Raw genomic sequence first — 25,928 nt, 5'->3', positions numbered from 1 at the left:
TCCCGAGGTTCGGATAGCATGGGAAAACTGCGAATTTGATCGAAAGCCCTTGGTTTAATATAACGCAAAGTTATGAAGCTGGATCCACGACACCTCGAAATTCTTGCCGCCATCGTTGAACATGGTGGGTTGACTGAGGGGGCTGAGGCCCTTGGCAAGTCGCAGCCATCGGTCTCTCGTACGCTGTCGCAACTGGAGGCGCGGATCGGCGCGCCGCTGTTCAAACCGGGCCGTCGCCCCTTGCAACCGACGGATCTGGGGCTGGCGCTGGCCGAGCAGGGGCAGGCGGTGCTGAAGGCCAATGCCAAGGCATCCGACCTGGTTGCGCGGTTCCGGACCGGGCATTCGGGCCTGGTGCGCGTTGCCGGAACACCGATCTTCATGGATGGGGTGATCGCCAGCATGATCGCCCGTTTCCAGCAAGAGATCCCGGATGTAAGGGTCGATCAGTCCTATGGCTACGCCGATCCCCTGATCGAGCGTCTGCGCCTTGGCACATTGGATATCGCTATTGTCCCATTGCGGCGGTCCCGGGTTCCCGCTGACCTCAGCTTTCAGCCGATCCTGCAGGGGTTGAACGTCGTGGTGTGCCGCGAGAACCACCCGCTGACACGCAGCAAGTTCATCACCGCCAAGGAGATCGAAAACTACCCCTGGATCGCGCCGCCCGCCGACAGCCCGCTCTACAAGGATCTCAGGCGGGCGCTTTCGAATATCGGGGCAGAGGATTTTCGCATCAGTTGTTCGGGCGGATCCCTGGCTTCGGTGATCGGCGTGCTGACGGGATCGGACAGTTTGACGATCCTGCCCTATTCGGTCGTGTTCATGATGAAGGATCATGCGCGTATCGCGGCGCTGTCCCTTGATATCGGCCACCCGGATCGCGAGTTGGGCTTGCTGGTGGCATCCGAGGCCCAGCAGAGCCCGGCGGCCCGGCGGTTCCGCACCTTCGTGCACGCGCAGTTTGAATCACTGTCCCGCAGGATCGTGCAGCATCGCAAGGACCAGCTGTGGCGTTGACCCAGCCCGGGCCTCATGCAGAACAGGAATAGACCGTTCCTGACAGCACAAATCCACCCGTCGGCCCGAATCCATGCGGCACTCGGCCTCTCCCCATTGGCGCCTCCCCCCTTGACGGGCGCAACCCAAGGTATAGTGTTAATTCTACTTTAGCGAGAATATTCTGACATCGTTACTTTTTATCGGGGGGCGCCGTTATGCTTGAATTCGAGCAATTGGTTTCCGTGAATTTCCAGGGAACGGTCATTGTTTTTGGACGTGCGGTGGGCAGCGTCTCTGCCGATATCTATTTCAATGTGCTGGGCCAGGATGACAGCGCGGATGATCCGAAACTGGACTGGACCGGCTTCACCAAGCTCGACTTTCCGGATCAGCTGCGCCAGGCGGGGATGAGCCTGATCACCGTCGCTGCGGATGCAACGACCCGGCGGCCATCGCGCGCACCGTTTCGCGTGATCACCGATCAGGCCTATATCAGCGTGATCCAGCAATCAGAGCTGGGCACGCTCTATGTGAACCGGTTCCGGCTGCTGAAGACGCAGACCGAGTCGACCGAGAACGCTACCAGCTACAGTCTGAACCCGGCCTGGGAGGTGCGGTTTTCCCGTTCTGGCAAGGAAGACATTCCGGCGGACAGTTCCGATAGCCAGGGGTTCATCAATGGAGACGGCGAGCCCTTCCTGGAGCCGACGCTGGAACTGTCGATGGTCGATGGGATCAGTGACGGCAACTTCGAGGTCTTCTTTCTCCCGGTCAGCGGGCAGTCGTTCATGGCCTGGCAGTTCGTCACCCTGCGTCCCGACGGCACATCGTTCAACATGTTCAACTTTCCGCCCAGTGACACGGGCCTTTTGGATTATTCCGGCAAGACAGTGACCGCCGACTATGAGATCGAGCCGGATTCGGTGTTCTCGCTTGCGCTCAAGGCCGAGGGCGATGCCCTGCAGGCACAATCGCCCCCGCGGGCGGCAGCCTATACCAAACATGAAAATGTGGTCGGTCCCGATGGCACAAGCATCGGAGTCAAACGGGCGGTCCGGGTGATGCTGGCGATCCCGGTTGCGGATGCGGAGGAGGTCAAGACCGCGACCATCGACAGCGCGGTCGGCCCCGCCGGGACCATCGCAAAGCTGAGCGGCACAATCGTGGCCGATGCCATATCGCCCGCGGAGTTCGACCTCGATTTCACCACGGCGGCGCATCTGTCGCTGGTGCAACAGGGGGGCGGCAGCAATCCGCTGGCCATATCCGGCCCCTATGCACTGGCAGTCCTGGTGTCGCCAAGCGGGCTTGCGGATGGGGCGCAGATTATCGGCGGTGATACGGATGCGGATCCCAAGACGGCCGCGCCCTTTGTGCGCATCGTCGATGGTGGCAAGCTGGAGATCGGATTTGGCGATGGTACCTCCTCGGTCACCTGCCGCACCCTGCAGCAGGTGCTGTTTCCGGGCAACTGGTCGGCCATCGAGGTCTCCTATGCGGGCAAGGGGGAGAATCCGTTCACGGTCAAGCTCAACGGTAATGTGACGCCGCTGACATCGGTGAGCGCCGGAGCAGAGCCTTCGGGGTCGGCCATCAGCCTGATCGGCGCGCCGCAAGACGGGTTCGAAGGGGCGCTGAACCAGATCAAGGTCAAGGTCGCGGAGGATCTGGTGCTGGATCTGCCCTGCAACAGCGTCGATTACACGGTGCAGCCTGCCACCACACCGAATTCCGCCAGTGCCGATATCGTGGCCCAGGTTTTTGGCGCAAAGAGTGAGCCGTCCTCGGCCCCGGTCAGCGCCAACTCCAATGGCGCCTTCTATGTCAGCGATGACGGGCTGAGCTACTATGTCGGCCTGGCCGATTTCATCGCACCGCAATCGGCGATCTGCCTGATGGATGGATCGGACGGGTTGCTGCATCTCTATTTCAAGGGCGCGGATGCGGATCTGTCGGTGACGCAATATTCCAAGACCTCGGCGCGGGCGACCTTCTCGGCGGATTGGAACACCGACTGGAGCCAGGGCGGTGGAGAGGATCAGGACCGCAGCGCCTCCATGCCCTCGATCCGGGCCACTGCGCCTCACATGTTCTACCAGCACCGCGCGCAGGATTGGCGTCATGTCAGCGCAACCGTGCTGGCCTCGCCCGAGAAGGCGCAAAGCGGCCAGTTGAGTTTCGTGGCGCATCGGGTCGGTACCTCGCTGAACCAGACCGAGATCACCGTGCGGCCCTCGGCCACCTCGACGCTGTTGTGCGATGTAACCGTGGCGGCAGACGGCGGTATCGGCACCGAAACCTGGACCGGCCTGCCGCGCGATATCGATCAGTTTGTCAAGGTCTGGAACGGGGCTGCTTCCGGCAGCCCGGACGATCCGGATGTGCTGAACCAGAGCACGCCCTTTTTCGACTACAGCGGCACCTTGCCCCTCGTGCTGGCCCCCACAGTCGCAGACGACAGCTATTTTCTGTTCACCTCGGTGCCCGGTATCGAACCGCAGCTGCAAAGCGTGACGGTTGTGCAAGCGACGCAGCCGGACGAGGTGGATCTTGCCTTCGTCGCTGCACGGCCAAGCAACTGGGACGAGGGCAAGATCGCCCACAATTGGCCCGCTGCTCCGGCCTCGGCACGGGGGCTGATGGACCTGATGACCGGGCGGCCGGACAACTATGACTACACGAGCGTCACCACCCCCGGCAGCCGCGCCTATGCAAGCGAGGTGACGCTGAACCGCTCGGACGAGGCGCAGGCCCATGTGATCTTCTTCGTCCGGGACGCGCTCAAGGATTTCTCGCTGGTGATCGCGCAAGGGTCATCCAGCGCCTATTGCACGGTGACAATTGCAGGCACCAAACTGGCTGAGGTTCCGCGCGACCAGATCGCCTTTGCCAGGATCATCAATGGCGCGGACAAGGAATACAGCTACCCCGAGGGATACAAGACCGGGATCGCCAAACAGGTCTTTGCCAAGACCAACGGGCTGAGCGGTTCGGTGATGAACACCAAGGCGGCGGAACCGGCGAATGCCCTGGCCTATGCGGGCCTCTTGCGGGTGCTTTTCCAGGGGCAGAGCTATGACGCCTCTGTCATTCAGCCCATTGCCAAGACGGATGCGAGCGCCTTTCAGACGGCGACACTGAGCGCGGGCAGCGGCGATACGGTGGTGCGCGGGTCGCGCCTGTTTGGTTGCCTGGTGCCGGATCCGCCGACCAATGGCGGCATTGGCCGATTGTCCGATACCGCCCACTATGAAGGTGGCCGTGCGCCAATCTCGGTGCTGGGGTTCAATGGCGGCTGGATGCGGGTGACACCGCAGTTCAGCCTGACCACCAGTGTCGGCAATGCGGGCACAGTTTCGTTCAGCGTCGACAAGACGCCCAAGACCGAAGCCATCGCATTGGGCAAGGACCTGACCATCGAAGGCTGGGTCAAGCCCGACGCCAGCGGCAAGGGGCAATTGACCCGGGCACTGACCTATAATGTGACCGGCAATCTCAGCGATCCGGACCTGCCGATCCAATACATGCTCGGCAGCCAGCAGGGGCCCGCCCTGATCACCGGATCCTCGACCTATTTCCAGAAGTCCTTCAATTTCCGCCCCCCGAATATGACTGTGCAGGCCTATGTGAAGCTGAGCAACGACAGTGCCAGCGGCACCGTGCTGAGTGTCTTTGCGGTGACGGGTGGCGCGACATATCTGACCCTTTCCGTAAATCAGATGGGGCAGGTGGAGGCCAACCTGCGCGATGGCGCGGCGCAGGTCACCTCGACGGCAGCCCTGTCGGCGTCGTCTTGGACCTGCCTGACGGTCATGGTGACCAAGACCGCTGACGACAAGGTGACGCTCAAGCTGTTCCTCGATGACGGGGCGCCGGTTTCGGCACAGGCCGACAATACCTTTACCGATCGGCTGGGTACCTTGATGGTGGGCTCGGACCTTGGCGCATCGCTTCCCGCCCGGCTGAACGGCATCGCCTTCTGGCAACGGGCGCTGAGCGATGCCGAGGCAACCGGATCCTACACCTATGGGTTTCCCGACAATGATGCGGAGCTGGGGATCCGCTGGAACCTGGCCGAGGGGGCGGGCACCGAGGTGATGAATTCCGCCGATACCGGGGCGGAGTTCAACGCAAAGATCATCAATCCCGCCAGCCCGTCCTGGGATGAAAACGGCGCCTTCGACGTGCCTTACGCAGGGCGCAATGACTACATCCTGCAGTCCAACCGGATCATCAAGGACTGGACCCATGTGGCGCTCAGCTCCGAGCAGGGCTGGGGCGTCGATCTGGGGGGGGCGAATTCCGGCAAGGTGACTGATGGCGATGCCTTCAAGCCGGGGTCGGATCTGGCGCTTGAGATCTGGATGGTCCCTCAGAGTGCCAATTCCAAACAGGTGATCTTTGAAAAACCGGGGAGCTATTCGCTCTATCTCGACACTCTTGGTCGGGTGAACCTGCAACTGGAGCTGGAGCAGGCCAGTGAAACCTACCAGGATCCGCCAAAGACCTATAGTGCTCCGCCGATTGCGGCGCCGGTGGAGCTGGGCAAGACCAATCACGTGGTGGTGAACTTCACCACCGGGGCGGTAGCCAATAGCACCGGGTCCTCCGGCATGGTGGAGACCAAGTATTTCCTGCGGGCCTCGGTCTATGTGAACGGGCAGTTGGCGATGACCCCGGTCGACAAGGAAGACCTGACACAGCCGGTCTCCTTCAAGAGCGAGGACAGCCCTTTCTACATGGGTATTTCAGGCAAGAAGACCTTCAATTTCCAGGGGCTTTTGTCGCATGCGCGGGTCTGGAGCCGGACGCTGAACTCCGCCGAGATCACGCAGGTCTACAAGTTCCATGGCTATCCCAGCAGCACCGACGGGCTGGTGGCGGGATGGGATTTTGCCGACCAGGACGGCAAGACCGCCAAGGATGTGACCAAGAACAACGCCATGGTGCTGACGTCGAACCAGCTGTGGACGGTATGGCAGGATGTGTCGCAGGCGGCGATCTATGTGGACGGCGGCGCATCGATCCCGCAGCGCAAGTCGGCGGCGGATGTCGGGGGCTATGGCACCAGCCAGTTCACTTTTGGTGCGCTGAAGGGCGACAGCGGCTCGACGCTGCCCTTCAGGGGACAGCTGGATGATATCCGGCTGTTTGATATCCGCCTGACCCTGCAGCAGATCGCCGAGGCTCGCAACACGCCCTATGTGGGGGGGGAAACCGGGCTTTGCGGCTACTGGAAGATAGAGGCAGGCTCGGGTGACGTGATCTATGATGCCACCGGCACCGGCAACAATGGCACCGTGGTGCCAAGTTCGGCGGTGCCTGGCTGGACCTCGGACGCGGCGCCCATCCAGAACGAAGCGGATACCGTGGTCAATGCCCTGGGTGGGGTGGCGGCCTATGCCGTGGCGCAGCTGTCCGACGCGCCCAGCGTCATCGAATATGCCAGCACCCAACGTGATGCCTATGACAAGCTCTACTCGGTAATGATGCGGGGGTATTTCTATACGACCCCGGCAGAAACCACCGTGCTGCAACTGGGTTACAAGGTCGGCGATCTCGATACGATCTACGTCGGGCAGGTGCAGACCAAACCGTCGATCATCGGCTATATCGAGGGTGGTCCCCCGCTGCCGAGCGAAAACCAGACCCTGGCCTATTGGTCTGGCGACATGGGCGGGCCCGCTTCGGCCTATGCCAGCATTTCCTCGGTGACCTATGTGGAAAGCGATGCCAAGACCTGGTCCTTTGAGGCCAGCAGCTCGGCCCAGTTCATTTCGGAGTTCAACTTCACCGGCGGCTTCTATCAAAAGAGCGAGACCAGCACCTCGGTCGGGGTGGGGGCAGAGGCTGAAACCCAGGTCTTGGAGAACAAGTTCACCCTGGGCGGCAAGGTGACACTTTCGGGGGGGATCGGCTCCAGCGATGATGTATCGCAAAGCCATGAATATACCGAAACCCTGACCTCTTCCTTTGCGCCTGCCGGAGCCTGGGAGCCTGCCGACAATATCCTCAATCCGACCGTGGGGCGGCGCTACATCCAGAACAATATCGGCTCTGCCGTGGTGAAATCCGCGGTGGCCGACATGTACATGCAGGCGCTGAAGGGGACGCAAACGCCGGTGGGCTATACCCTGGTGCCCAACGACACGATCCCGATCGACAGCAATATCATCGATTTTCCGATCAACCCCAAATACGTCAAGAACGGCACGTTGGACGGTAAGGTCGGCCTGGTCAACGATCCTGACTACCCCGGCGCGAACGAAGAGCGAGGCAGCTACTTCAAGCCGGTCGAAGCCTATGATCTGAAAAGAAAGATCGAAAAACAGGAAGAGCAGCTCAAGGCCTATCACGACCAGTTCGACACCACCCGCTACAGTGTTCTGGGGTCCATGGGGGCCGTGAAATCCAAGCTGAAGGAAAACCCGGCCTATGACTTTGCGGCCAAGGTGAACAAGCGATCCCTGGTCAATACCTACGTCTGGACCGCTGCAGGGGGGCTGCGCCGCGAGGAACAGAGCGTGGCCAACAGCTATATGGAGAAACACAGCGGCGCCAGCGATCTGAAATTCGCGTTGGGCGCCGAGCTGAAATCCGATATCGGCACGCCCTTCGGGGGCTATTACATCGAAACGGACGCGATGTTCGGCGGTGCATTCACCATGAGCGCCAGCAAGGCCGATACGGCGGCGAATTCCTTCTCGCTGTCCTGCACCGTCGATCCAACCGATTTCCTGCCAGCCCCCAAGCTGCATATGAACGACAAGGGAGAGCTGGAATTTCTCGGCTATGAGACAAGCCCCGCACCGGGCAAGGTGGATGGCTACCGCTACATGTCCTTCATGCTGGCGCCCAAGGACGAGAATTTCACCGCACTCAACCAGGTGGTGGATCAGAACTGGCTCAACAATTCCACCAGCGCCGCCGCCAATGCCATGCGCGAGGCGATCGCAAACCCGACAGAGCCGTGGCGGATCCTGTATCGAACCACCTATGTCAGCCGCGTTCCTGCGCCCTTCCAGCCGGTGCGCGACGATACCACCGCCCCCAATATCGTGGCGCCCGCCAACCTGGCATCGAACCATTGGGTCCTTGGCGTGATGGATGAGCTGATCACCGTGCCCAATCCGACCCCGACCGAGATAGGCGAGGCCATCGATCAGATGTTGGGCACCGGGGCTAAGCCCGGTCTTTTGAAGGATATCGTGCCGTGGTGGACGGATTTCTTTGCCGCGGCGCAGGTCTATGGCTCGACCGATTTCATCGAGCTGGCCGAACTGCGCAGCGATCTCTTGGACTACATGATCTCGAAATACGAGGCCGAGGCCTACGCCTTGAGCTGATTGCCGGAATTTCAACAAAGGAGACTTAGGATGAGTGATGTAAACACGACCTTGACCCTGACCGGATTTCACACCGGCCTGTCCTCGGCCTTGCAGACCACGGTGGGCACCATTTCCGGCGGCTCGTCGATGAACGGATCGACCGGGTTCGCCATTTCCAAAGAACAAGGGGGCGATCTGACCTTCAGCGTCGTGTCGCTGACCGGTGATGTCGATGTGGTTGATCCGGCGACAATCACCATTGGCGCTCTTTTCACGCAGGATGCGCGGATCTCTGATCTGGAGCTGGAACTGCGGTGGAGCGATATCCCCGCAGAGAGCGAAATCGCGGTCCAGTCCAGCACCGGGGATCTCACGGTCAATCGCCGGAGCATGTCGGGCGACGGCAATTTCAGCGTCTCGGCGCAACCGGCGAAGGCCGGGGAAACCGAATTCGCCATTGCGACCTGGATCAAGAGGCCGGAGGCCCTGACCGCCAACAGCGCCGTCACCCTCACGCTGTCCTCACTCGAAGGCGGCGGCGGTGGTCCGGTGAAACAAACCTTGCTGGAAAAGCTGCGTATCGATCTGGGCTAACCCCATAGAAAGGAGACTATCATGGCTGAAGAAACCTGGCCCGGCATCGTCGTGCGCGCAAAAATCGGGGAAGATGGCACCGTTCCGCGCAGTTCTTCCTCGCAATCCCCCGACATCATCATTGCTCCGAATTCCGAACCCTATCAGGATCCGTCGATCCTCACGGATCCCAACAACTACGACAAAAGCTATCCAAACGCCCTGAACATCGGCCGCCCGAACTACCTCTATGTACGTGGCAAGAACTACACCGAAGCAGAGCTTTCGGGGCATTGGACCCTGTATTACGCTGAGCCGAACATCCTGCTTTACCCCTACCTGTGGGAGGACAATCAGCTCGGGACCTCGACCAACAACAAGCGGCCCGATTTCACCATTGGCGCGGGCGCAATCGGGGCGTCGACGGATCCCTTCCGCTGGATCCCGGCTGACGTATCGGATCACTATTGCATGATTGCCATTGCCGAGACACCCGATCATGGCAACCCGGTGGCAGGCGCCAACAATATCGACAGCCTGGCGAGTGTCATGTCCAACAATGCCAATATCGCCCAACGCAATGTGCAGATGGTGCGGGGCAACAAGCCGCAGCAGATCATGGATGCACGCTATAACCAGGGCGAACAGACGGCGACGGTGGATCTGGACGTGCGGTTCAAGAACATTCCCACCGGCACCCATTACAAGGTGACCTCGGGCACGCCCTTGGATGGGGAGGCGCTGATCAAGACCAATGAGAAGGATGCCGACGGGACCACCGAATTTGATTTCGGCGTCAGCTGGACCGACAAGACCATCCCCGCGCAGTGGAGTTCGCTGTTCACGGTCGAACTGTTCTTCAAGAGCGGCGGCACCTGGCCCGAAAAGGGCACCCCCCAGGTCGAGATCATCGGCAAGCTGTTGTTGACCGAAGACCATGTTCTTTATGCCATTGGTGAGGTTGCAGGGACGGATCCGGAAACCGGGGCGATGCGGATGACGGTGCGCGGCGGTCCGGTCAAGACCGTGACAGTCGGCTCCTGCGGGGCTGATTTCTTTGAAAGCGGCCCTGATATGTTCGATTGAACCGGGATCACCCAGCGTTCAGGCGCCAATACTCCCATCCCAGTGACGTCCCGAAAGCCCCTTTGCGGCACGGGGCGTCCCTGCACAGACAGGTGGGTGCCGGCATGGCGGTGTCTCTACATCAGCACTTCAAGCCAGAACCAGACGGTCAGGATCGACGCCCCGGTGGCAATCAGCACCGAAGAGGCCGCAACGCGGCGGGCCCGCCCGTACATATTGGCAAAGATATAGGCGTTGAACCCCGGCGCCATGGCGGCATTCAGAACGCCTGAACGGAACAGGTCCTGTTTCAGGCCCAGGGTGCTGCCCAGGGTCCAGACAATGGCCGGATGCACCATCAGGGCGGTGACGCAGACAAAGGCGATGGTGCGCAAATCGCCTTCGGGGCGGTATTGCACCAGCACGCCGCCAAGGGCAAACAGGGCGGCCGGGAGGGCGGCGCGGATCAGCAGTTGCAGGGCGTCATCGATCGTGCCGGGGATGGTCAGCCCTGCAAGGTTGAAGATGAACCCCAGGGCAATGCCCAGGATCAGCACGTTGTTGAACATGGCTTTCAGGACAGATCGCGCCATCTGCACATTGCCCCGGCCGCGGTTCTTGACGATCTCCATCACCGTGATGCCGATGCCGTAGCAAAACGGCGCATGAAAGGCGATGATCGCGTAGTTGCCAACCAGGTTGTCCGGGCCAAAGGCGCGCTCGGTGATGGGCAGCCCCAGGAGAACCGAGTTGGAAAAGAGACAGCAAAACCCGATGGCGACGCAGTCTTCCCAGTCGCGTTTGAAGATCAGCCGCGCGCCGAACAGCCCGATCAGGAAGCAGATGCCGGCGCCGGTGTAGAAACTGATCAGCAGGATCGGGTCGAAACTGCTGCTCAGGTCCAGATTGGCAATGGCGCGGAACAGAAGGCAGGGAATGGCAAAGCTCTGGGTGAACTTCATCAGGCCTTCGATGTGGCTTTGGGTGAAATAGCCTTTGCGCGTGGCGGCATAGCCTGCCGCGACGACCAGGAAAACGGGCAGGATGACGTCGATCAGGCTTTGCAGCATCTATGGATCCTTTGGCGGCGCTGGCGGGCGGCCCTAGAGGGGGACGCGGATCACCATGCCATCATAGGCAGGGGTGATGTGATCCGGAGTTTCGGCCTCGACCGTGGCGTAATCCATGTCGATATGCATATTGGTCAGAACCGCGCGGCGAGGCTGCATGCGGTCGATCCACTCCAGCGCCTGGCCCATGCTGAAATGGGTGGGGTGGGGCGTGCGGCGCAGCGCATCCAGAACCCAGCAGTCCAGATCGGTAAGCTCTGGCAGGGCGGCGTCGGGGATCTCGATCACATCGGGCAGATAGGCCAGGCCGCCGATCCGAAAGCCAAGCGCGTCTATCGAGCCATGACCGACCTCGAAGGGGCGGAAGGGGATCTCGCCGCCGGGGCCATTGATGCTGAACGGACCATTGATGCTGTGCAGATCCAGGATCGGCGGGTAGGGGGAGCCTTCGGGCTGCACGAAGGCATAGCCAAACCGCGACAGGAGCGCGTTCTGCGTATCGCCATCCGCATAGACAGGGATGCGCGCGCGCATGTTGAAGACGATCATCCGCAGATCGTCGATGCCATGCACGTGGTCCGCGTGGGAATGGGTGTAGACCACGGCATCCAGCCGCCCGACATTTGCATCCAGCAGCTGGCTGCGCATATCGGGGGAGGTGTCGATCAGCACCGTCGTGGTGCCATCGGGGCCATCCCGTTCGACCAGCATCGAGCAGCGCCGCCTTGTGTTGCGCGGATTGTCCGGGTCGCAATCACCCCAATGACCGCCAAGGCGCGGCACCCCGCCCGAGGATCCGCTGCCGAGGATTGTGTAACGCAGCTCTGCCATCACGCGGCCGCCTTATGTTGTGCGACCTTCCAGAACAGCCGGTCAAAGTTCTCCTGGGTGCGGGCGGCAAAATCGGCGTAGTCCAGGCCAAAGGCCTCGGCGCCGACCCTGGCGGTATGGGCCGTATAGGCGGGCTCGTTGCGCTTGCCCCGGTGCGGCGGCGGCGCCAGATAGGGGGCATCGGTCTCGACCAGGATGCGGTCCACGGGGGCGGCGGCAAAGATATCGCGCAGCTCCTGGCTTTTGGGGAAGGCAGCGATGCCAGACATAGACAGGTAAAACCCCAGGTCCAGCGCGGCCCGTGCCAGCTCTGCCGAGGAAGAGAAGCAATGCATGACGCAAGAATAGCTGCCGTTTTGCATCTCTTCCGCCAGGATGCGTGCCATATCGTCATCGGCGGCGCGGGCATGGATGATCAGCGGCAGGCCGGTTTCGCGCGCGGCCGCGATATGGGTGCGCAGGGAGGTCTGCTGAATCTCGGCACTGTCGGCGGTGTAGTGATAATCAAGACCTGTCTCGCCGATGCCCACAAATTTCGGGTGTTTGGCGAGGGCGACCAAGTCTTCAACACTGACCAGCGGCTCATCCGCCGCGCTCATCGGGTGGGTGCCCGCGGCATAGAAGACCGGATCATGCGCCTCGGCGATGGCGCGCACCGCGGGTTCGTTCTTCAGCTTGGTGCATATGGTGACCATGCGGGTGACACCGGCCTCGGCGGCGCGGGCGATCACCTGGTCCAACTCTCCGTCGAAATCCAGGAAATCCAGATGGCAGTGGCTATCGGTGATCTGGGGGAGGGTGCTGCTGCTCATGCTGTCTCTCGTCGCCTTCTTGCGCCGCAGCCCCCGGTAAAGCCCGTCAAAACGGTGGGTCAGCGCGACGCGGTATCCTGCATCTTGAAAACCGTATCTAGAACTAGGGCGGCGGGGTCAAGGTTCACCGCCTGCCCGTGGCGCGCCCGCGCGGTTGCCTCGGCCGACAGATCCGCCCAGGCTCGCCCTTTCAGCGGATCGGGTGCCAGCCTGGTCAGCATCGCCGCTTCGCCTGTTGCGGCTTCGGGATGGGGGGGCTGGCCGGTGGCGCCGGTGCGGGCAAGACGCGCCATGGCAAATTCCACCAAGGTCAGGAGCAGTTCGAATTTTTCGGCTCCGCCGCGCTGTGCGGCGGTTTCCGCCAAGGCAAGGGCGCGTTGGCGGTCAAGCCGGGGCAGGGAGTCGAGGATCTGCACCAACTCGCCATAGGTCTTGAGACCGCCGAGGTTCAATAGACGCAGCGCGGCGCCAACCGATCCCGCAGCCAGCGCCGCAAGGTGATCGGGGTTTTCCGGCAGATCGGCTCCGGATTGCACCAGTGCGGCCTGCATGTCCTCTGCCGAAAGCGGGCCCAGGCGCAGGGTGCGGCAGCGCGAGCGGATCGTCGGCAACAGCCGCGAGGGCTGGTGCGAGATCAGGAACATGGTGGTGCGCGCGGGCGGCTCTTCCAGCATCTTCAACAGCGCATTGGCGGCACTCGGGTTCATTTCATCCGCCGCATCCACGATCACCACGCGCCGCCCGCCATCGGTGGCCGAAAGGCCAAAGAACCGGTTGAGCGCACGAATGTCATCGACGACGATCTGATCGCGCAGCTTGCCCTTGTCATTGTAGCTACGGGTGATCGCCGCCAGGCCCGGCTCTGCCAGCGCGTGAATGCGGTGGGAGACCGGATGATCGGGGCTGATGTCCAGCGAGGTCGCGGGCGGCGGCGCTCCGAACAGCCCGCCCTCGGCTGGCGGGGTTGCCAGCAGGAAGCGCGCAATGCGCCAGGCCAGCGTTGCCTTGCCCACGCCCTGCGGGCCGGTCAACAGCCAGCCATGGTGGAGCCGGTCGGAATTGAAGGCGGTGAGGAAATCCGTTTCGGCCTTCTCCTGGCCAAAGATCCGCAGGGTCTCGCGCGGATGCGGCGCGCCTGCGGCCTGATCGGCGCGGGGCAGCTCGTCTTCGCCGCTCATGCGCGGGCCTCTGCCGGAGACAGGCGTTTTTGCGCGCAGGCCAGCACATCGGCGGCGACATCATCCACCGGGCGATCACCGTCCAGAACGCAGAAGCGGTCTGCGAATTCTTCCGCGAGGCTGAGGAAACCGGCGCGCATCTTTTCCTGTAGCGCGAGGCCGAAATCCTCGAACCGCTCCTCGGTGCCCTGGCGGCCCTTGGCACGGGCAAGGCCCTTGGCCGGGTCCATGTCGATCAGAAAGGTCAGATCCGGTTCGCGGCCGATCATCATGGTGTGCAAGCGGTCCACGGTGTCGCGCAGATCACCGCGCGACAGGCCCTGATACATGCGGGTGCTGTCGGCAAAGCGGTCGCAGATCACGATCTTCCGGGCAGCGAGCGCCGGTTCGATGGTGCGCTCCAGGTGATCGCGGCGGGCGGCGGTGAACAACAGGATCTCCGTCTCGGCGGACCATTTGTCGGGATCGCCCTCCAGCACCATGCGGCGGATCTCCTCGGCACCGGCAGAGCCGCCCGGCTCTCGCGTCAGCACCACCTCATGCCCGGCGGATTGCAAGGCTTCGGCCAGGAGCCTGCATTGCGTGGATTTGCCCGACCCGTCGATGCCTTCGAAGGTGATGAACAGGCCAGCGGTCGTATCGGTTGTCACATCGCCTCCTCGGGGCCGCTCAAGAAGCGTTTGATCAGCACCTGTGCGGCGGTTTTCACCCGCACCGGAAAGCCGCCTGCGGCAACGTCCCGCTCTGCCACCAGCGGCAGGCGCACCTCGGGCAGCTCGTCCGGCTGCAGCACAAGTTCCGCCAGCTTTTGGCCTTTCTCGATCGGGGCGTCAATCGGGCCGGTGTAGACGATCTCGGCGTTGACGTCCTTGCCGGTCAGGGCCGGGAGCAGGATCGTCAGGTCTTCGGCGGGCACCAGGCCTACCGATCGTTCAGCTCCACGCCAGACCTCGGCTTCGGCAACCGGGACACCGGCCTTGGCGATGGTTTTTTGGGTAAATTGGCGAAACGACCAGTTAACCAGGGCCTCGGCCTCCTCTGCGCGGGCCTTGGTGCTGTCCAACCCGGTGATCACGAAGATCACCCGCCGCTCGCCCTGTTTGGCAGAGCCGACCAGGCCGTAGCCTGCTTCGCTGGTGTGGCCGGTCTTCAAGCCGTCGGCGCCGATGCCCAGCGACAAAAGCGGGTTGCGGTTGCGCGTATTGGAGGGCGCGCGCCCGTCGAACTCAAAGGACCGTTCGGAAAACAGGGGATAATACTGCGGGAAATCCTCGATCAGCCGTTCGGCGAGTATGCCGAGGTCGCGCATCGACATCCGGTGGCCTGCTGCTGGCCAGCCGTTGGAATTGGCAAAGCTGGCGTTCACCATCCCCAGTTCGGCGGCGCGTTTGGTCATGTAGCGGGCAAAACCGGCCTCGGTGCCATCGGGGCTCAGCGCTTCTGCGATCACCGCGCAGGCATCGTTGCCGGACAGGACGATGATGCCGCGGATCAGATCCTCGACCCGCACCCGGTCGGTGGTGTCCAGGAACATGGTGGAGCCGCCGTAGCTCATCGCGTGTTCGCTGACCGGCAGGCGTTCATCCAGGGTCAGACGCCCATCGCGCAGGGCCTCAAAGGCCACATAAAGTGTCATCAGCTTGGACATGGAGGCCGGTGGTAGCGGTTGGTCCGCGTTCTTGGCCAGAAGCACCGTGTCGGTGCCCTGGTCCAGCACATAGGCGGCGCGCGCCTTGGTATCGAAAGCCGCCGCCGAGACGGTGCCGAGGGCCAGGAAAACCCCGGCCGAAACGGTGCATTTCAGAGCGGTTTTGACAAGATCGATCACGGCTGTGTCATCCTTGTGGGTCAGAGTTCAATCCGGGCCTTTGCCAGGCTCAATTGGTCACAGCGTAGGCATCCGAGAAACCGGTGGCCTTGACGCTTTTCAGCAATTGGCTGCGCTCGCTCTTGCTGTAGGCGGGGCCGACCAGCACACGCCAGAAGGGCTTGCCGTTGGAGGATTGCTCATAGACGGTCGGAATCATGCCCGCGTTGCGCATCTGTCCTGCGGTGCGTTCGGCATTTGCCTCGACGCTGAAGATGCCGATCTGGATAAAGGGTTTGTCGAGCGGCGAGACGCGCTGTTTCGTCGGCTTGGTGGGGGCCGCTGCAGCGGTGGCCTGGGGCGCGGGGGGCGGCGCCGAGGCTTCGATTGCCGCCGCTGCGCCTGCAATGGGATCAAGGGCTGTTTCCGAAACGGCACTGGGCGCGGGCGGGGCCTCTTGCGTATCGGTCTCGGCCACGTCCACCGCGTCTGGAGCACCCTCTTCCGGCGCGGCCTCGCGGCGCAGGGCGGTAACGTTCAATTCGACCGGGGCGCCGGCCAGCATGCCCAAGGCGGCGGCCGCGTCGGATGAGGCCTGGATGCGTGGTCCGGGGATCTCGCGCTCGCGCCGGAACAGGGCGCCGATCACGAATTTCCCGTTGGCGCTGTTGCGGATGATCACCCGCTCGGGATCCTGCGCATCGGGATGCGCCACCCAGACACCGCCAAGCGAGGGGCGGCCATCCCAAAGCCCGGCTTCGGTCACCTGGAAGACATCGGGAGTTTCCACGTCGCGTTCCACCAGCTTGGTGCGGTTCGAGGCGGGAACCGCAGCGGCGGAACTGTCCTTTGCCTGCAGGAAGGGCAGGCCCGCGCCGTCTTCGCAGGCGGCGAGCAACAGCAGGCTTACGGCTGCAACGCAGGCCCGTGCACCTGCCGCGCGGTATGGTGTGGCGCTGATCGGCTTGGCCCGCGTCATCCTGGCCTGAGCGATCGTGTCTTCAACCGTTTTGGCCCGTGTCATCTTGGCCCGTGTTTTCTTGGCCTGTGTCATGATGTTCCCCTGCCTGTGCTCATCTTGGCGTTCTGCCTGTGCCGGGTTTGCCGGTCGCGGTTGTGCTTTTTTGGTGATGATAGCCTGCGTCCGGGGCCATGAAAACCCTGTCGCCGATGCCATGGATCAAAAGCATCGTGATTGGCATGTTTTTGCGCGGCTTCGCATCTCTGCGGCTTTCCGGGGGCGCGATTTTCCTTGCACGTAGGTCGCGTGCAGCCTAAACCGCCTGCGGACCGGGGAGGTGGCAGAGTGGTCGAATGCGGCGGTCTTGAAAACCGTTGAACGTGAGAGCGTTCCCAGGGTTCGAATCCCTGTCTCCCCGCCACCACATCAAACGAAATTACACTGTGCCCTGCCACCTGATTGGACTGCTGCACTGTTGGCAGCCCGGGGTTTGCCAAAGCGTTTCCCTGGCACACGATCCGATGGGTCATTGTCCAGAAGGGTTTACGGCTCTTTTTTCAGGTGTTTCTGCCGCGTCCCGTTGGGATGTTTTATGGCAGCAACAGGCGAATTATGACCTGTGATCGCGGTCGTCTCCACAGGGCCAAACCAATCAACCGGAAAACGCTTCAGCGCGCGCTGCCGCTTCGCAAGAGGGCCGCTGTCCGGGCGGCCCCGCGCCGCAGCTTGCTGCGGCGCGGGGCCCAAGGCCGCCAAGGCTTGATCCGGCCGAAAGGCCGGGGCGAGACTGCGGGCGCGGGAGTGCCCCGGCTTGCCCTCTGCGCCTGTCAGCTGTCGCCCGCTTCCAGCTTGTCCTGGGTGCGGGTGTCGAAATCGCTGGCATCATGGCGTTCACGCAGTTGCGTGTGCAATTCGCCAAAGGCGCGGTTGACCATGCGGCCGCGGCTGACGGCGGGGCGGGCGTCGATCGCCTTGGCCCAACGCATGACATTCTTGTAGCTTTCCACGTCCAGGAACTCCGCCGCATCGTAGAGACGACCCAGAACCAGCTGGCCATACCAGGGCCAGATCGCGATATCGGCGATGGTGTAATCCTTGCCTGCGATGAAGTCGTGCTCGGCCAGCTGCCGGTCCAGCACATCAAGCTGGCGCTTGGTTTCCATGGCGAAACGGTCGATGGGATACTGCCACTTTTCCGGTGCATAGGCGTAGAAATGGCCAAAGCCGCCGCCCAGGTAGGGCGCGCTGCCCATCTGCCAGAACAGCCAGTTCATCACCTCGGTCCGCACGGGGCCCGAGGCGGGCAGGAACTCCCCGAATTTCTCGGCCAGATGCACCAGGATCGATCCCGATTCGAAGACCCGCACCGGGGTGTCACCGCTGCGATCCAGCAGGGCAGGGATTTTCGAGTTCGGATTGATATCGACAAAGCCCGAGCCGAACTGATCACCTTCGCCGATGTTGATCAGCCAGGCGTCATATTCGGCGCCTTCGTGCCCCTTGGCCAGAAGCTCTTCGAACATCACCGTGACCTTGACCCCGTTGGGGGTTGCCAGGGAATACAGCTGGAAGGGATGCTTGCCCGCGGGCAGCTCCTTGTCGTGGGTCGCGCCCGAGATGGGACGGTTGATGGAGGCAAAACGCCCACCGCTTTCCTGCTCCCATGTCCAGACTTTTGGTGGGGTATAGCTGGTATCGCTCATGTGAATGGCCCTGTTCCTGTTTTGGTACTCCCGCTGCGGCACAGCGCGGTACGGGTCTGATAACGTCTTTCAAGGAGAGATACTCTCCAAAAACTCCAGTGACTGGAAGCTGTGGGTGCAATGTTTTTCGTGCAAGCGCGCAGGGCGTGGCCTGCACTCACGCAGGGACACAGCCGCGTGAGGTCCGCTTCGCAACGGGCGTCAGAGCGATATGCTGGGTCATGAGAATGCCGCTGCGCATCGGCCGCGCGTGTATAGTGAAGAGGATGAGGAATGAAACGTTTTGCACTGGGCGCCCTTGCGGCGATGATCCTGTCAACATCCGCATTGGCGGGGGAGCAATATATCGACAGCACGGGATTTGCCGTCTCCGGCTATGATGTGGTGGCCTATCGCAACCTGGCCCAGACCCCCGTGGGCGGGGCGCAGCCCGCAGCCGTTCCGGGCCGGGCGGACATCACCGCCGACTACAACGGCGCCCGCTTTGCCTTTGCCAGCGCGGAAAACCGGGACCGCTTCCTGGCCAATCCCGCTTACTATGCACCGCAATACGATGGCCATTGCGCCTTTGGGGTTTCCAAGGGCGGCAAGGTGCCCGGTAATCCGAACCTGTGGCGGATTGTCGATGACAAGCTTTACCTGAACATCACGCCGGTCGTGGTGGGGTTTTGGGAAGCGGATATCTCTGGAAATATCAACAAGGCCGAAGGCAATTGGCCCGGTATCGAAGGGGCGGCTGCCTCTGACCGTGTGATCCCGAGTTTCCAGTCCTCCGCACCCACAGGGGGGTGAGGTTCTTTCGCACAGCAAAGAGCGTGTGCTTGAATAGAGAAAAGACCCCGGCACAAGGCGTGCGGGGTCTTTTTCGGTGTTCTGACTTTTGGAGGCTCTCTTACCGCTTGCGGTCGCGGCGCGAACTCATCGGCTGGAAGGCAACGCCAACATGGGCCTCGCAATAGGGTTTGCCCTGTTGAACCGGCAGGCCGCAGAACCAGAAATCCTCGGTCGCGGGGTCGCCCACGGGCCATTTGCAGGTCCGCTCGGTCAGCTCCATCAGCGATAGTTTCTTCGCCTTCTTTTCGACCTCGTTGACCTTGGCCAGCGCCTCGGGGCTGATCTCATTGGCCGAGGGCTGCGGCGGCAGCGGCTGGCCGGCCGGGATGATCTGCTTGCGGGCCGGAATGGCGGCCTTGGTTTCGGGGGCCGCTGCTGACGCGGCCGGAGCGGCGGCGCGGGCCGGTTCCGTCTTCGGCTCTGCCTTTGGCTGGGGTTTCGGCTTGGCGGCCGGTTTGGGCGCTGCTGCTGCTGCGGGCTTTTCCTTGGGTTCGGCGGATTTTGCGCCACCGGTGGCCCGGTTGGACAGGCCGAGGCGATGCACCTTGCCGATCACCGCATTGCGGGTGACCCCGCCCAGCTCCTTGGCGATCTGGCTGGCCGATTGGCCCTCGCCCCACATTTTCTTGAGCAGTTCGACGCGCTCGTCTGTCCAGGACATATGTTGCCTTTCCAAGCTGAAAGCGGCCCCAGAATCCTGCGGCCGCCATCGAGTTCCGATACGAGGGCCTATTTTAATCACTGACGCCCGAGTTACAAGGCGTCTTGCGCCTGTGGGCGCAGCAGCTATGCAAAGGGAGCGTGGATCGAACGCCCTCTGGCCGCGCTGGGAACAGAGAACGAAGGAGCAAACCCCATGAGCGAAACGGATCAGGCATATCGGGTCGGAATGGGAGAGCGCCGCTTTGGCTCGGTAAACTGGCTGGGCCTGCAGACCCTTGCAGGACGCGAGATTAAGCGGTTTTCCGTGGTCTGGACCCAGACCCTGCTGGCCCCCTTGATGACGGCGGCGCTGTTCCTGATGATCTTCAATATCGCCATCGGCCCCAAGCGGGGCGATGTGATGGGGGTACCTTTCCTGACCTTCCTGGCGCCGGGGATCATGATGATGACGGTGATCCAGAACGCCTTTGCCAATACCTCGTCCTCCATCGTGATTTCCAAGGTGCAGGGCAATATCGTCGATACGCTGATGCCGCCCCTGTCCGGGCTGGAGCTGCTTCTGGGCTACCTGGCGGGTGCTGTCGCGCGCGGCGTGATCGTGGCGCTGGCGATCGGCCTCGGGCTGATGCTGGTCTTGCAGATCGTGCCGACGCATCCGCTGATCGCGCTTGTTTTCGTGGTGCTGGGTGCAGCCTTCCTGGGCGGGCTGGGCATTGTCGCAGGCGTCTTTGCCGACAAGTTCGACCAGATGGCGGCGATCACCAATTTCATCGTGACCCCGTTGGCCTTTCTTTCGGGCACTTTCTACTCGGTCGAGGCACTGCCGCCGGTTCTGCGGGGGATTTCCCACGCCAATCCGGTCTTTTACCTGATCGACGGGGTGCGCTACGGGGTGATCGGCACCTCGGACAGCTCGCCCGTGCTGGGGTTTGTCGTCTGCCTTGGCGCGACGTTTGCGGTCTGTCTTCTGGCCTGGGTGATGCTGCGCAAGGGCTATCGGCTCAAGGCCTAATCGACCCTTAGTCCGGCTTTCTCTGGCGTCCCTCGCGCCAGGCCAGGATGGCGGCCCCGGCCAGGATCACGCCCGCGCCGAGCAGGGTGATGGCATCCGGCACCGCGCCATATCCGAGGAAATCATAGAGCGCGGCAAAGATCAGCGTGGCATAGCTGAAGGGCGCCACGAAGGAGGCATCGCCCCGCGCCATGCCGTTGACGAAACAGGCCTGCGCACAGGCCATCAGCACGCCCAGACATGCCAGCGCCGCCCATTGTTCCAGGCTCGGCATCTGCCAGACCGGCAGCACCGCCAGGCTGGCAATCAGCACGCCCAGCGAATTGTTGACCCATAGGATCTGCAAGGGCGCCTCGCGGCCCGAGAGCTTCTTGATGAAGATCAGCTCCATCCCCATCACCACCGCCGCGCCAAGCGCCAGCAGGGCCGCGGGTTGAAAGCTTTCCGGGGTCGGCCGCAGCAGGATCATGGCGCCGATCAGGGCGATCCCCGCCGCGCCCCAGCGCCAAGGGCCGACGCGTTCGCCCAGAAGCGGAATCGCCAGCAGCATGCAGAACACCGGATTGAGGAAGGTGATCGCCGTGGCATCGGCCAGCGGGATATAGGCCACGGCGGCAAACATCAGCGTGACACCGCCCCAGCCAAAGGAGGTGCGCCCGATGTGAAGGCCCCAATGCGGGCGGCTCAGCCGGGGGCGCAGCGCGGCGACCACCGAGGAAATCGCCAGGAAGGCAAAAAGAAACCGCCCATGGGAGATCTGCATCGGGTGCAGCCGGGGCCCCAGCGCGTCGCTGCCCAGCATCTTCGCCATCAGGGTGGTGCCCGCAATGAAGGCGGTCGCCGCGAGGATCAGCGCGGCGGCCAGCATCGGGTTCTGGGGAGTCGGGGTCTGGGAAGCGGGAGCCGTCATGCACCAACCGGTGCGCCTGTTGCGCGCAAAGTGCAAGACCAAACCCTTCGCCGGGCGCCGAAAGCAGGGCTTTCAGTTTGGACGCGCCGCGCCGGGTCTCATGACGTTTTGCACATGAGCGCTGCACAAAAGGGGTTTCTTTTTCCTCAAAGCTTCCTTATGGACCCGTTTTATGATCAAACGTGCACATACACCCGCGCTCCGACGCCGACGCATTTTTGCGTAAGCGGCTTCTTTGATCTTTCGTGCCTGGATGATGGCACAGACACCCCTCAATAGTATTGACCCTCCGGCCTGGCTTATGCATGGCTTTGGCCTCCATGTTTGAAAAGGATGATCCTGATGATCCCGTCCGTTCTGCCGACCTACAATCGTGCTCCGCTTCAGTTCGTCAAAGGCGAAGGTGCCTGGCTGATCGAGGCTGACGGGCGACGTTTCCTGGACCTGGGCGCCGGGATCGCGGTCAATGCGCTGGGTCATGCCCACCCGGCCCTGGTCGAGGCGCTGACCTCCCAGGCGCAGAACCTCTGGCATGTCTCCAACCTCTACCAGATCCCGCAGCAGCAGGCGCTGGCCGACAAGCTGGTGGAGAACAGCTTTGCCGATACGGTGTTCTTCACCAATTCGGGCACCGAAAGCTGCGAGCTGGCGGTGAAGATGGCGCGCAAGTATTTCTACGACAAGGGCCAGCCCGACCGGGTTGAGATCATCACCTTCGAAGGTTCTTTCCACGGGCGTTCCTCTGCCGGGATCGCGGCGGCGGGGTCTGAGAAGATGACCAAGGGCTTCGGTCCGCTGCTGCCGGGGTTTGTGCATCTGCCCTGGAACGATCTGGAGGCGGTCGCGGCGGCGATCACCGAGAAGACCGCAGCGGTCCTGATCGAGCCGGTGCAGGGCGAAGGCGGCATCCGCCCGCTGCCCGACGCCGATCTGAAGGCGCTGCGCGCCCTTTGCGATGAACAGGGTATCCTGTTGATCCTGGACGAGGTGCAATGCGGCGTGGGCCGCACCGGCAAGCTGTTTGCCCATGAATGGGCGGGCATCACGCCGGACATCATGATGGTGGCCAAGGGCATCGGCGGTGGCTTCCCGCTGGGCGCGGTGCTTGCGACGGAAGAGGCCGCCAGCGGCATGACCGCAGGCACCCATGGCTCCACCTATGGCGGCAACCCCCTGGGCTGTGCCGTGGGCTGCGCGGTGATGGACGTGGTCACCGATCCCGAATTCCTGGCCGAGGTGAACCGCAAGGCGGGTCTGTTGCGGCAGAAACTGGAGGGGCTGGTCGCCAACCACCCCCAGGTTTTCGAAGAGGTGCGCGGCTCTGGCTTGATGCTGGGCCTCAAGTGCAAGGCCGCGAACCTGGATGTGGTCAAGGCTGGCTATGACAACGAGGTGATCACCGTGCCCGCCGCCGACAATGTGATTCGCCTGTTGCCGCCGTTGAACCTGACGGACGAGGACATCGCCGAGGCCTGCACCCGTCTCGACAAGGCCGCGAGCCAAGTCGGCGCCGCCTGAGCGATCTTAGAATTCCAATGTGGAGGGTCGGCTCCCCCCGGCCTTCCAGACGACAAGAAGTGACATGATATGAACCATTTCCTCGACATCCACAAAACCGATGCCGATGCCCTGCGGGGCATCATCGATCACGCGGGCGCCATGAAACAGGCGCGCCTCGGCCGCCCCAAGGGCGCCCCCGATGACGAACAGCCGCTGGCGGATCGCATGGTGGCGCTGATCTTCGAGAAACCCTCGACTCGGACGCGCGTGTCCTTTGATGTGGGGGTGCGCCAGATGGGCGGGCAGACCATGGTGCTGTCGGGCAACGACATGCAGCTTGGCCATGGTGAGACCATTGCCGATACCGCCCGCGTGCTGTCGCGCTACGTGGACATGATCATGATCCGGACCTTTGATGAATCCGTGCTGATGGAAATGGCGGAATATGCCGATGTGCCGGTGATCAACGGTCTGACTGACCGCACACACCCGTGCCAGATCATGGCCGATATCCTGACCTATGAAGAGCATCGCGGCTCGATCAAGGGCAAGAAGGTGGTCTGGACGGGGGACGGCAACAACGTCTGCGCCTCCTTCCTGCATGCGGCGGCGCAGTTCGGATTTGACCTGACCTTCACCGGCCCCTCGCAGCTGGACCCAGAGGATGAATTCGTCGGCCTGGCGCGCAAGGCAGGGTCGAAGGTGGTGATCGAACGCGATCCCGTGAAGGCCGTGGAAGGCGCCGATCTGGTGGTGGCCGATACCTGGGTCAGCATGCATGACAGCCAGTCCTCGAAAGAGCGGCGCCACAACATGCTGCGCCCCTATCAGGTGAACGATGCGCTGATGGCCCACGCCAAGGAGGACGCCCTGTTCATGCATTGCCTGCCCGCCCACCGCGAGGAAGAGGTGACCTCTTCGGTAATGGACGGTCCGCAATCGGTGATCTTTGACGAGGCCGAAAACCGCCTGCACGCGCAGAAGGCGGTGATGCGCTGGTGCCTCGGCGTCTGATCCGATGAGCCGGATCGGGCGGGCCCGGCCCAGCCCTGCCTGAAAACGACAAACCCCTCGCGCCATGCCTGCCGCGAGGGGTTTTCTTTTGCGTCTTCGGTCTGTTGTGTCAGCCGATGATCGTCGTCAGCGCCCAGAAGGTCACGCCGGACAAGAGGGCCGCGGCGGGAACGGTGATCACCCAGGCGGCGACGATGGTCATGAAGTGGCTGCGGCGCACCAGCTTGCGGCGGCGGCGTTCCTCGGGGGCGATGCGCAGCTCCTCGGGGCGCTGCAGCGAGAATTTGCGCAGGCGGTTCTCGGCGTGCCATTCGCGGAAGAACCCGACGCCGAAGACCGCGCCAACCGCGATATGGGTCGAGGACACCGGCAGGCCCAGCCAGCTGGCGACGATCACGGTGATGGCAGCCGACAGCGACACGCAATAGGCGCGCATCGGGTTCAGCTTGGTGATCTGGCTGCCCACCATGCGGATCAGCTTGGGTCCGAACAGGAACAGGCCGAAGGAAATGCCGAAGGCGCCGATCACCATCACCCAGGTCGGGATTGCCACCTTGGCGGCAAAATCCCCGAACTCCGAGGCATGGACGATGGCGGCGAGCGGTCCCACCGCATTGGCGACATCATTGGCGCCATGGGCAAAGGACAGGAGGGCGGCCGAAATCACCAGCGGAATGCGGAACAGGATCTTGAGCGATTTGTTGCGGTTTTCCAGGCCCTGGGACTGGCGGGCGATCATCGGCTTGGTGATCAGCCAGCTCAGCACCGCGAAGCCCAGGCCGATCAGAAGTGCGGTCTGCAGGTCGATCTTGATGATCTTCTTCAGGCCCTTCAGCGCCAGGTAGGAGGCAAAGGCCCCCGCCATGATACCAACCAGGATCGGCACCCATTTGCGGGCGGCGGCGATCTTGTCCTCCTGGTAGATGACCTTGGCCTTGATCACGGCCAGGAACAGAGCTGCGATGACACCGCCCAGCACCGGCGAGATGACCCAGCTGGCGGCGATCTTGCTCATGGTGGCCCAGTTGACCGCCGACAGGCCCGCTGCCGCGATGCCTGCGCCCATGACGCCGCCCACCACCGAATGGGTGGTGGAGACCGGCGCGCCGATCCAGGTCGCCAGGTTCACCCAGAGCGCGGAGGAGACCAGCGCCGCCATCATCGCCCAGATGAAGACATTGGTGGTGGCAACGGCTTCGGGGTCGATGATCCCCTTGGAAATGGTTGAAACCACATCGCCCCCGGCCAGCAGCGCACCGGCACTTTCGGCGATGGCGGCGATCACGATGGCGCCGCCCATGGTCAGCGCGTTGGCGCCCACCGCCGGCCCCATGTTGTTGGCCACATCATTGGCGCCGATGTTGAGCGCCATATAGGCGCCAAAGACCGCTGCGGCGATTACCACGAAATTGACCGGCGAGCTGCCCAGGAACACCGCAGCTGCGGCCCCCGCCAAAACGATGAAGGCCAGCGCGATGCCCGGGCCGACCAGGGGGCGGGAGACATAGGCCGTCGCCAGCTCCAGCTGCGAAATCCGGTTCAGGTCCCGGTCCAGGGTTTCCCAGTGCTTGCTGTCGATTTTTTCGCCGCTCTGGCCATTTTCGCCCATGTCGTCAGTCCCCATATCAACGATGGGCCTGCGGTAGACGCCCTGCGGCATTCGCG

At 62.6% G+C, this 25,928-nt stretch carries 19 protein-coding genes and 1 tRNA gene; 9 read left to right on the top strand and 11 right to left on the bottom strand.

The window, feature by feature from the left end:
- Window positions 1-72 precede the first annotated feature (72 nt).
- The 4 genes from PXK07_RS11620 to PXK07_RS11605 all read left to right on the top strand — a co-directional run bounded on the left by PXK07_RS11620 (window position 73) and on the right by PXK07_RS11605 (window position 9,989).
- Window positions 73-1,020 (top strand): LysR family transcriptional regulator, encoded by a 948-nt coding sequence (locus PXK07_RS11620; RefSeq protein WP_274848450.1) that lies wholly within the window; start codon window positions 73-75, stop codon window positions 1,018-1,020.
- Window positions 1,021-1,217: 197 nt separating this feature from the next.
- Window positions 1,218-8,348, top strand: a complete 7,131-nt coding sequence (locus tag PXK07_RS11615; protein ID WP_274848449.1) for a LamG-like jellyroll fold domain-containing protein — start codon at window positions 1,218-1,220, stop codon at window positions 8,346-8,348.
- Window positions 8,349-8,378: 30 nt separating this feature from the next.
- The gene (locus tag PXK07_RS11610) at window positions 8,379-8,924 is read left to right on the top strand and encodes a hypothetical protein (protein WP_274848447.1); all 546 of its coding nucleotides are present in this window, start codon (window positions 8,379-8,381) and stop codon (window positions 8,922-8,924) included.
- A gap of 21 nt (window positions 8,925-8,945) precedes the next feature.
- A complete protein-coding gene (locus PXK07_RS11605) occupies window positions 8,946-9,989 on the top strand; it encodes a hypothetical protein (RefSeq protein ID WP_274848446.1) in 1,044 nt (347 codons plus the stop codon).
- Window positions 9,990-10,105: 116 nt separating this feature from the next.
- Here the strand turns inward: PXK07_RS11605 and PXK07_RS11600 are convergent, their stop codons facing one another.
- The 7 genes from PXK07_RS11600 to PXK07_RS11570 all read right to left on the bottom strand — a co-directional run bounded on the left by PXK07_RS11600 (window position 10,106) and on the right by PXK07_RS11570 (window position 16,645).
- Complete coding sequence (locus tag PXK07_RS11600) at window positions 10,106-11,038, bottom strand: AEC family transporter (RefSeq protein ID WP_274848444.1); 933 nt, start codon at window positions 11,036-11,038, stop codon at window positions 10,106-10,108.
- Window positions 11,039-11,071: 33 nt separating this feature from the next.
- Window positions 11,072-11,869, bottom strand: a complete 798-nt coding sequence (locus PXK07_RS11595) for an MBL fold metallo-hydrolase (protein WP_274848442.1) — start codon at window positions 11,867-11,869, stop codon at window positions 11,072-11,074.
- On the bottom strand, window positions 11,869-12,681 hold the full coding sequence (locus PXK07_RS11590) for a TatD family hydrolase (RefSeq protein ID WP_274848439.1): 813 nt from the start codon (window positions 12,679-12,681) through the stop codon (window positions 11,869-11,871). The genes PXK07_RS11595 and PXK07_RS11590 overlap by 1 nt, the downstream gene beginning before the upstream one ends.
- Before the next feature lie 59 nt (window positions 12,682-12,740).
- Window positions 12,741-13,859 (bottom strand): DNA polymerase III subunit delta', encoded by a 1,119-nt coding sequence (locus PXK07_RS11585; RefSeq protein ID WP_274848438.1) that lies wholly within the window; start codon window positions 13,857-13,859, stop codon window positions 12,741-12,743.
- Entirely contained in the window at window positions 13,856-14,509 is a 654-nt protein-coding gene (tmk, locus tag PXK07_RS11580) for a dTMP kinase (protein WP_274848436.1), read from the bottom strand. Before tmk ends, PXK07_RS11585 begins: the two co-directional genes overlap by 4 nt.
- The gene (locus PXK07_RS11575; RefSeq protein WP_446728375.1) at window positions 14,506-15,663 is read right to left on the bottom strand and encodes a D-alanyl-D-alanine carboxypeptidase family protein; all 1,158 of its coding nucleotides are present in this window, start codon (window positions 15,661-15,663) and stop codon (window positions 14,506-14,508) included. Before PXK07_RS11575 ends, tmk begins: the two co-directional genes overlap by 4 nt.
- A 73-nt stretch (window positions 15,664-15,736) precedes the next feature.
- The gene (locus PXK07_RS11570) at window positions 15,737-16,645 is read right to left on the bottom strand and encodes an SPOR domain-containing protein (protein WP_446728376.1); all 909 of its coding nucleotides are present in this window, start codon (window positions 16,643-16,645) and stop codon (window positions 15,737-15,739) included.
- A 313-nt stretch (window positions 16,646-16,958) separates the two neighbouring features.
- On the opposite strand from PXK07_RS11570, the gene PXK07_RS11565 reads away from it, so the two are divergent.
- A tRNA-Ser gene (locus PXK07_RS11565) sits at window positions 16,959-17,048 on the top strand.
- Window positions 17,049-17,454: 406 nt separating this feature from the next.
- On the opposite strand, the gene yghU is transcribed toward PXK07_RS11565, so the two are convergent.
- Complete coding sequence (yghU, locus tag PXK07_RS11560) at window positions 17,455-18,330, bottom strand: glutathione-dependent disulfide-bond oxidoreductase (protein WP_274848432.1); 876 nt, start codon at window positions 18,328-18,330, stop codon at window positions 17,455-17,457.
- Between the two features lie 273 nt (window positions 18,331-18,603).
- Between yghU and PXK07_RS11555 the strand changes: the two genes are divergently transcribed.
- Window positions 18,604-19,122: a YHS domain-containing (seleno)protein gene (locus PXK07_RS11555; RefSeq protein WP_274848431.1), complete on the top strand. Its 519-nt coding sequence runs from the start codon at window positions 18,604-18,606 to the stop codon at window positions 19,120-19,122.
- A gap of 100 nt (window positions 19,123-19,222) precedes the next feature.
- On the opposite strand, the gene PXK07_RS11550 is transcribed toward PXK07_RS11555, so the two are convergent.
- The gene (locus PXK07_RS11550; protein ID WP_274848430.1) at window positions 19,223-19,825 is read right to left on the bottom strand and encodes a GcrA family cell cycle regulator; all 603 of its coding nucleotides are present in this window, start codon (window positions 19,823-19,825) and stop codon (window positions 19,223-19,225) included.
- 195 nt (window positions 19,826-20,020) lie between these two features.
- Here PXK07_RS11550 and PXK07_RS11545 point away from each other — a divergent pair, with 195 nt between their 5' ends.
- Window positions 20,021-20,839, top strand: coding sequence for an ABC transporter permease (locus PXK07_RS11545; RefSeq protein ID WP_274848429.1), 819 nt, complete (start codon window positions 20,021-20,023; stop codon window positions 20,837-20,839).
- A 7-nt stretch (window positions 20,840-20,846) separates the two neighbouring features.
- On the opposite strand, the gene PXK07_RS11540 is transcribed toward PXK07_RS11545, so the two are convergent.
- Entirely contained in the window at window positions 20,847-21,749 is a 903-nt protein-coding gene (locus PXK07_RS11540) for a DMT family transporter (protein ID WP_274848428.1), read from the bottom strand.
- A 342-nt stretch (window positions 21,750-22,091) separates the two neighbouring features.
- On the opposite strand from PXK07_RS11540, the gene PXK07_RS11535 reads away from it, so the two are divergent.
- Both PXK07_RS11535 and argF read left to right on the top strand, forming a co-directional pair.
- Window positions 22,092-23,267, top strand: a complete 1,176-nt coding sequence (locus tag PXK07_RS11535) for an aspartate aminotransferase family protein (RefSeq protein WP_274848426.1) — start codon at window positions 22,092-22,094, stop codon at window positions 23,265-23,267.
- A gap of 69 nt (window positions 23,268-23,336) precedes the next feature.
- A complete protein-coding gene (argF, locus tag PXK07_RS11530; RefSeq protein ID WP_274848425.1) occupies window positions 23,337-24,263 on the top strand; it encodes an ornithine carbamoyltransferase in 927 nt (308 codons plus the stop codon).
- Window positions 24,264-24,372: 109 nt separating this feature from the next.
- Here the strand turns inward: argF and PXK07_RS11525 are convergent, their stop codons facing one another.
- Window positions 24,373-25,872 (bottom strand): inorganic phosphate transporter, encoded by a 1,500-nt coding sequence (locus PXK07_RS11525; protein ID WP_274848423.1) that lies wholly within the window; start codon window positions 25,870-25,872, stop codon window positions 24,373-24,375.
- Window positions 25,873-25,928 lie beyond the last annotated feature (56 nt).

The sequence above is a fragment of the Phaeobacter sp. QD34_24 genome (assembly GCF_028890115.1).
Classification (GTDB): domain Bacteria; phylum Pseudomonadota; class Alphaproteobacteria; order Rhodobacterales; family Rhodobacteraceae; genus Phycobacter.
The sequence above is the reverse complement of the archived record's forward strand: the minus strand, read 5'-3'. Positions and strand labels throughout refer to the sequence as shown.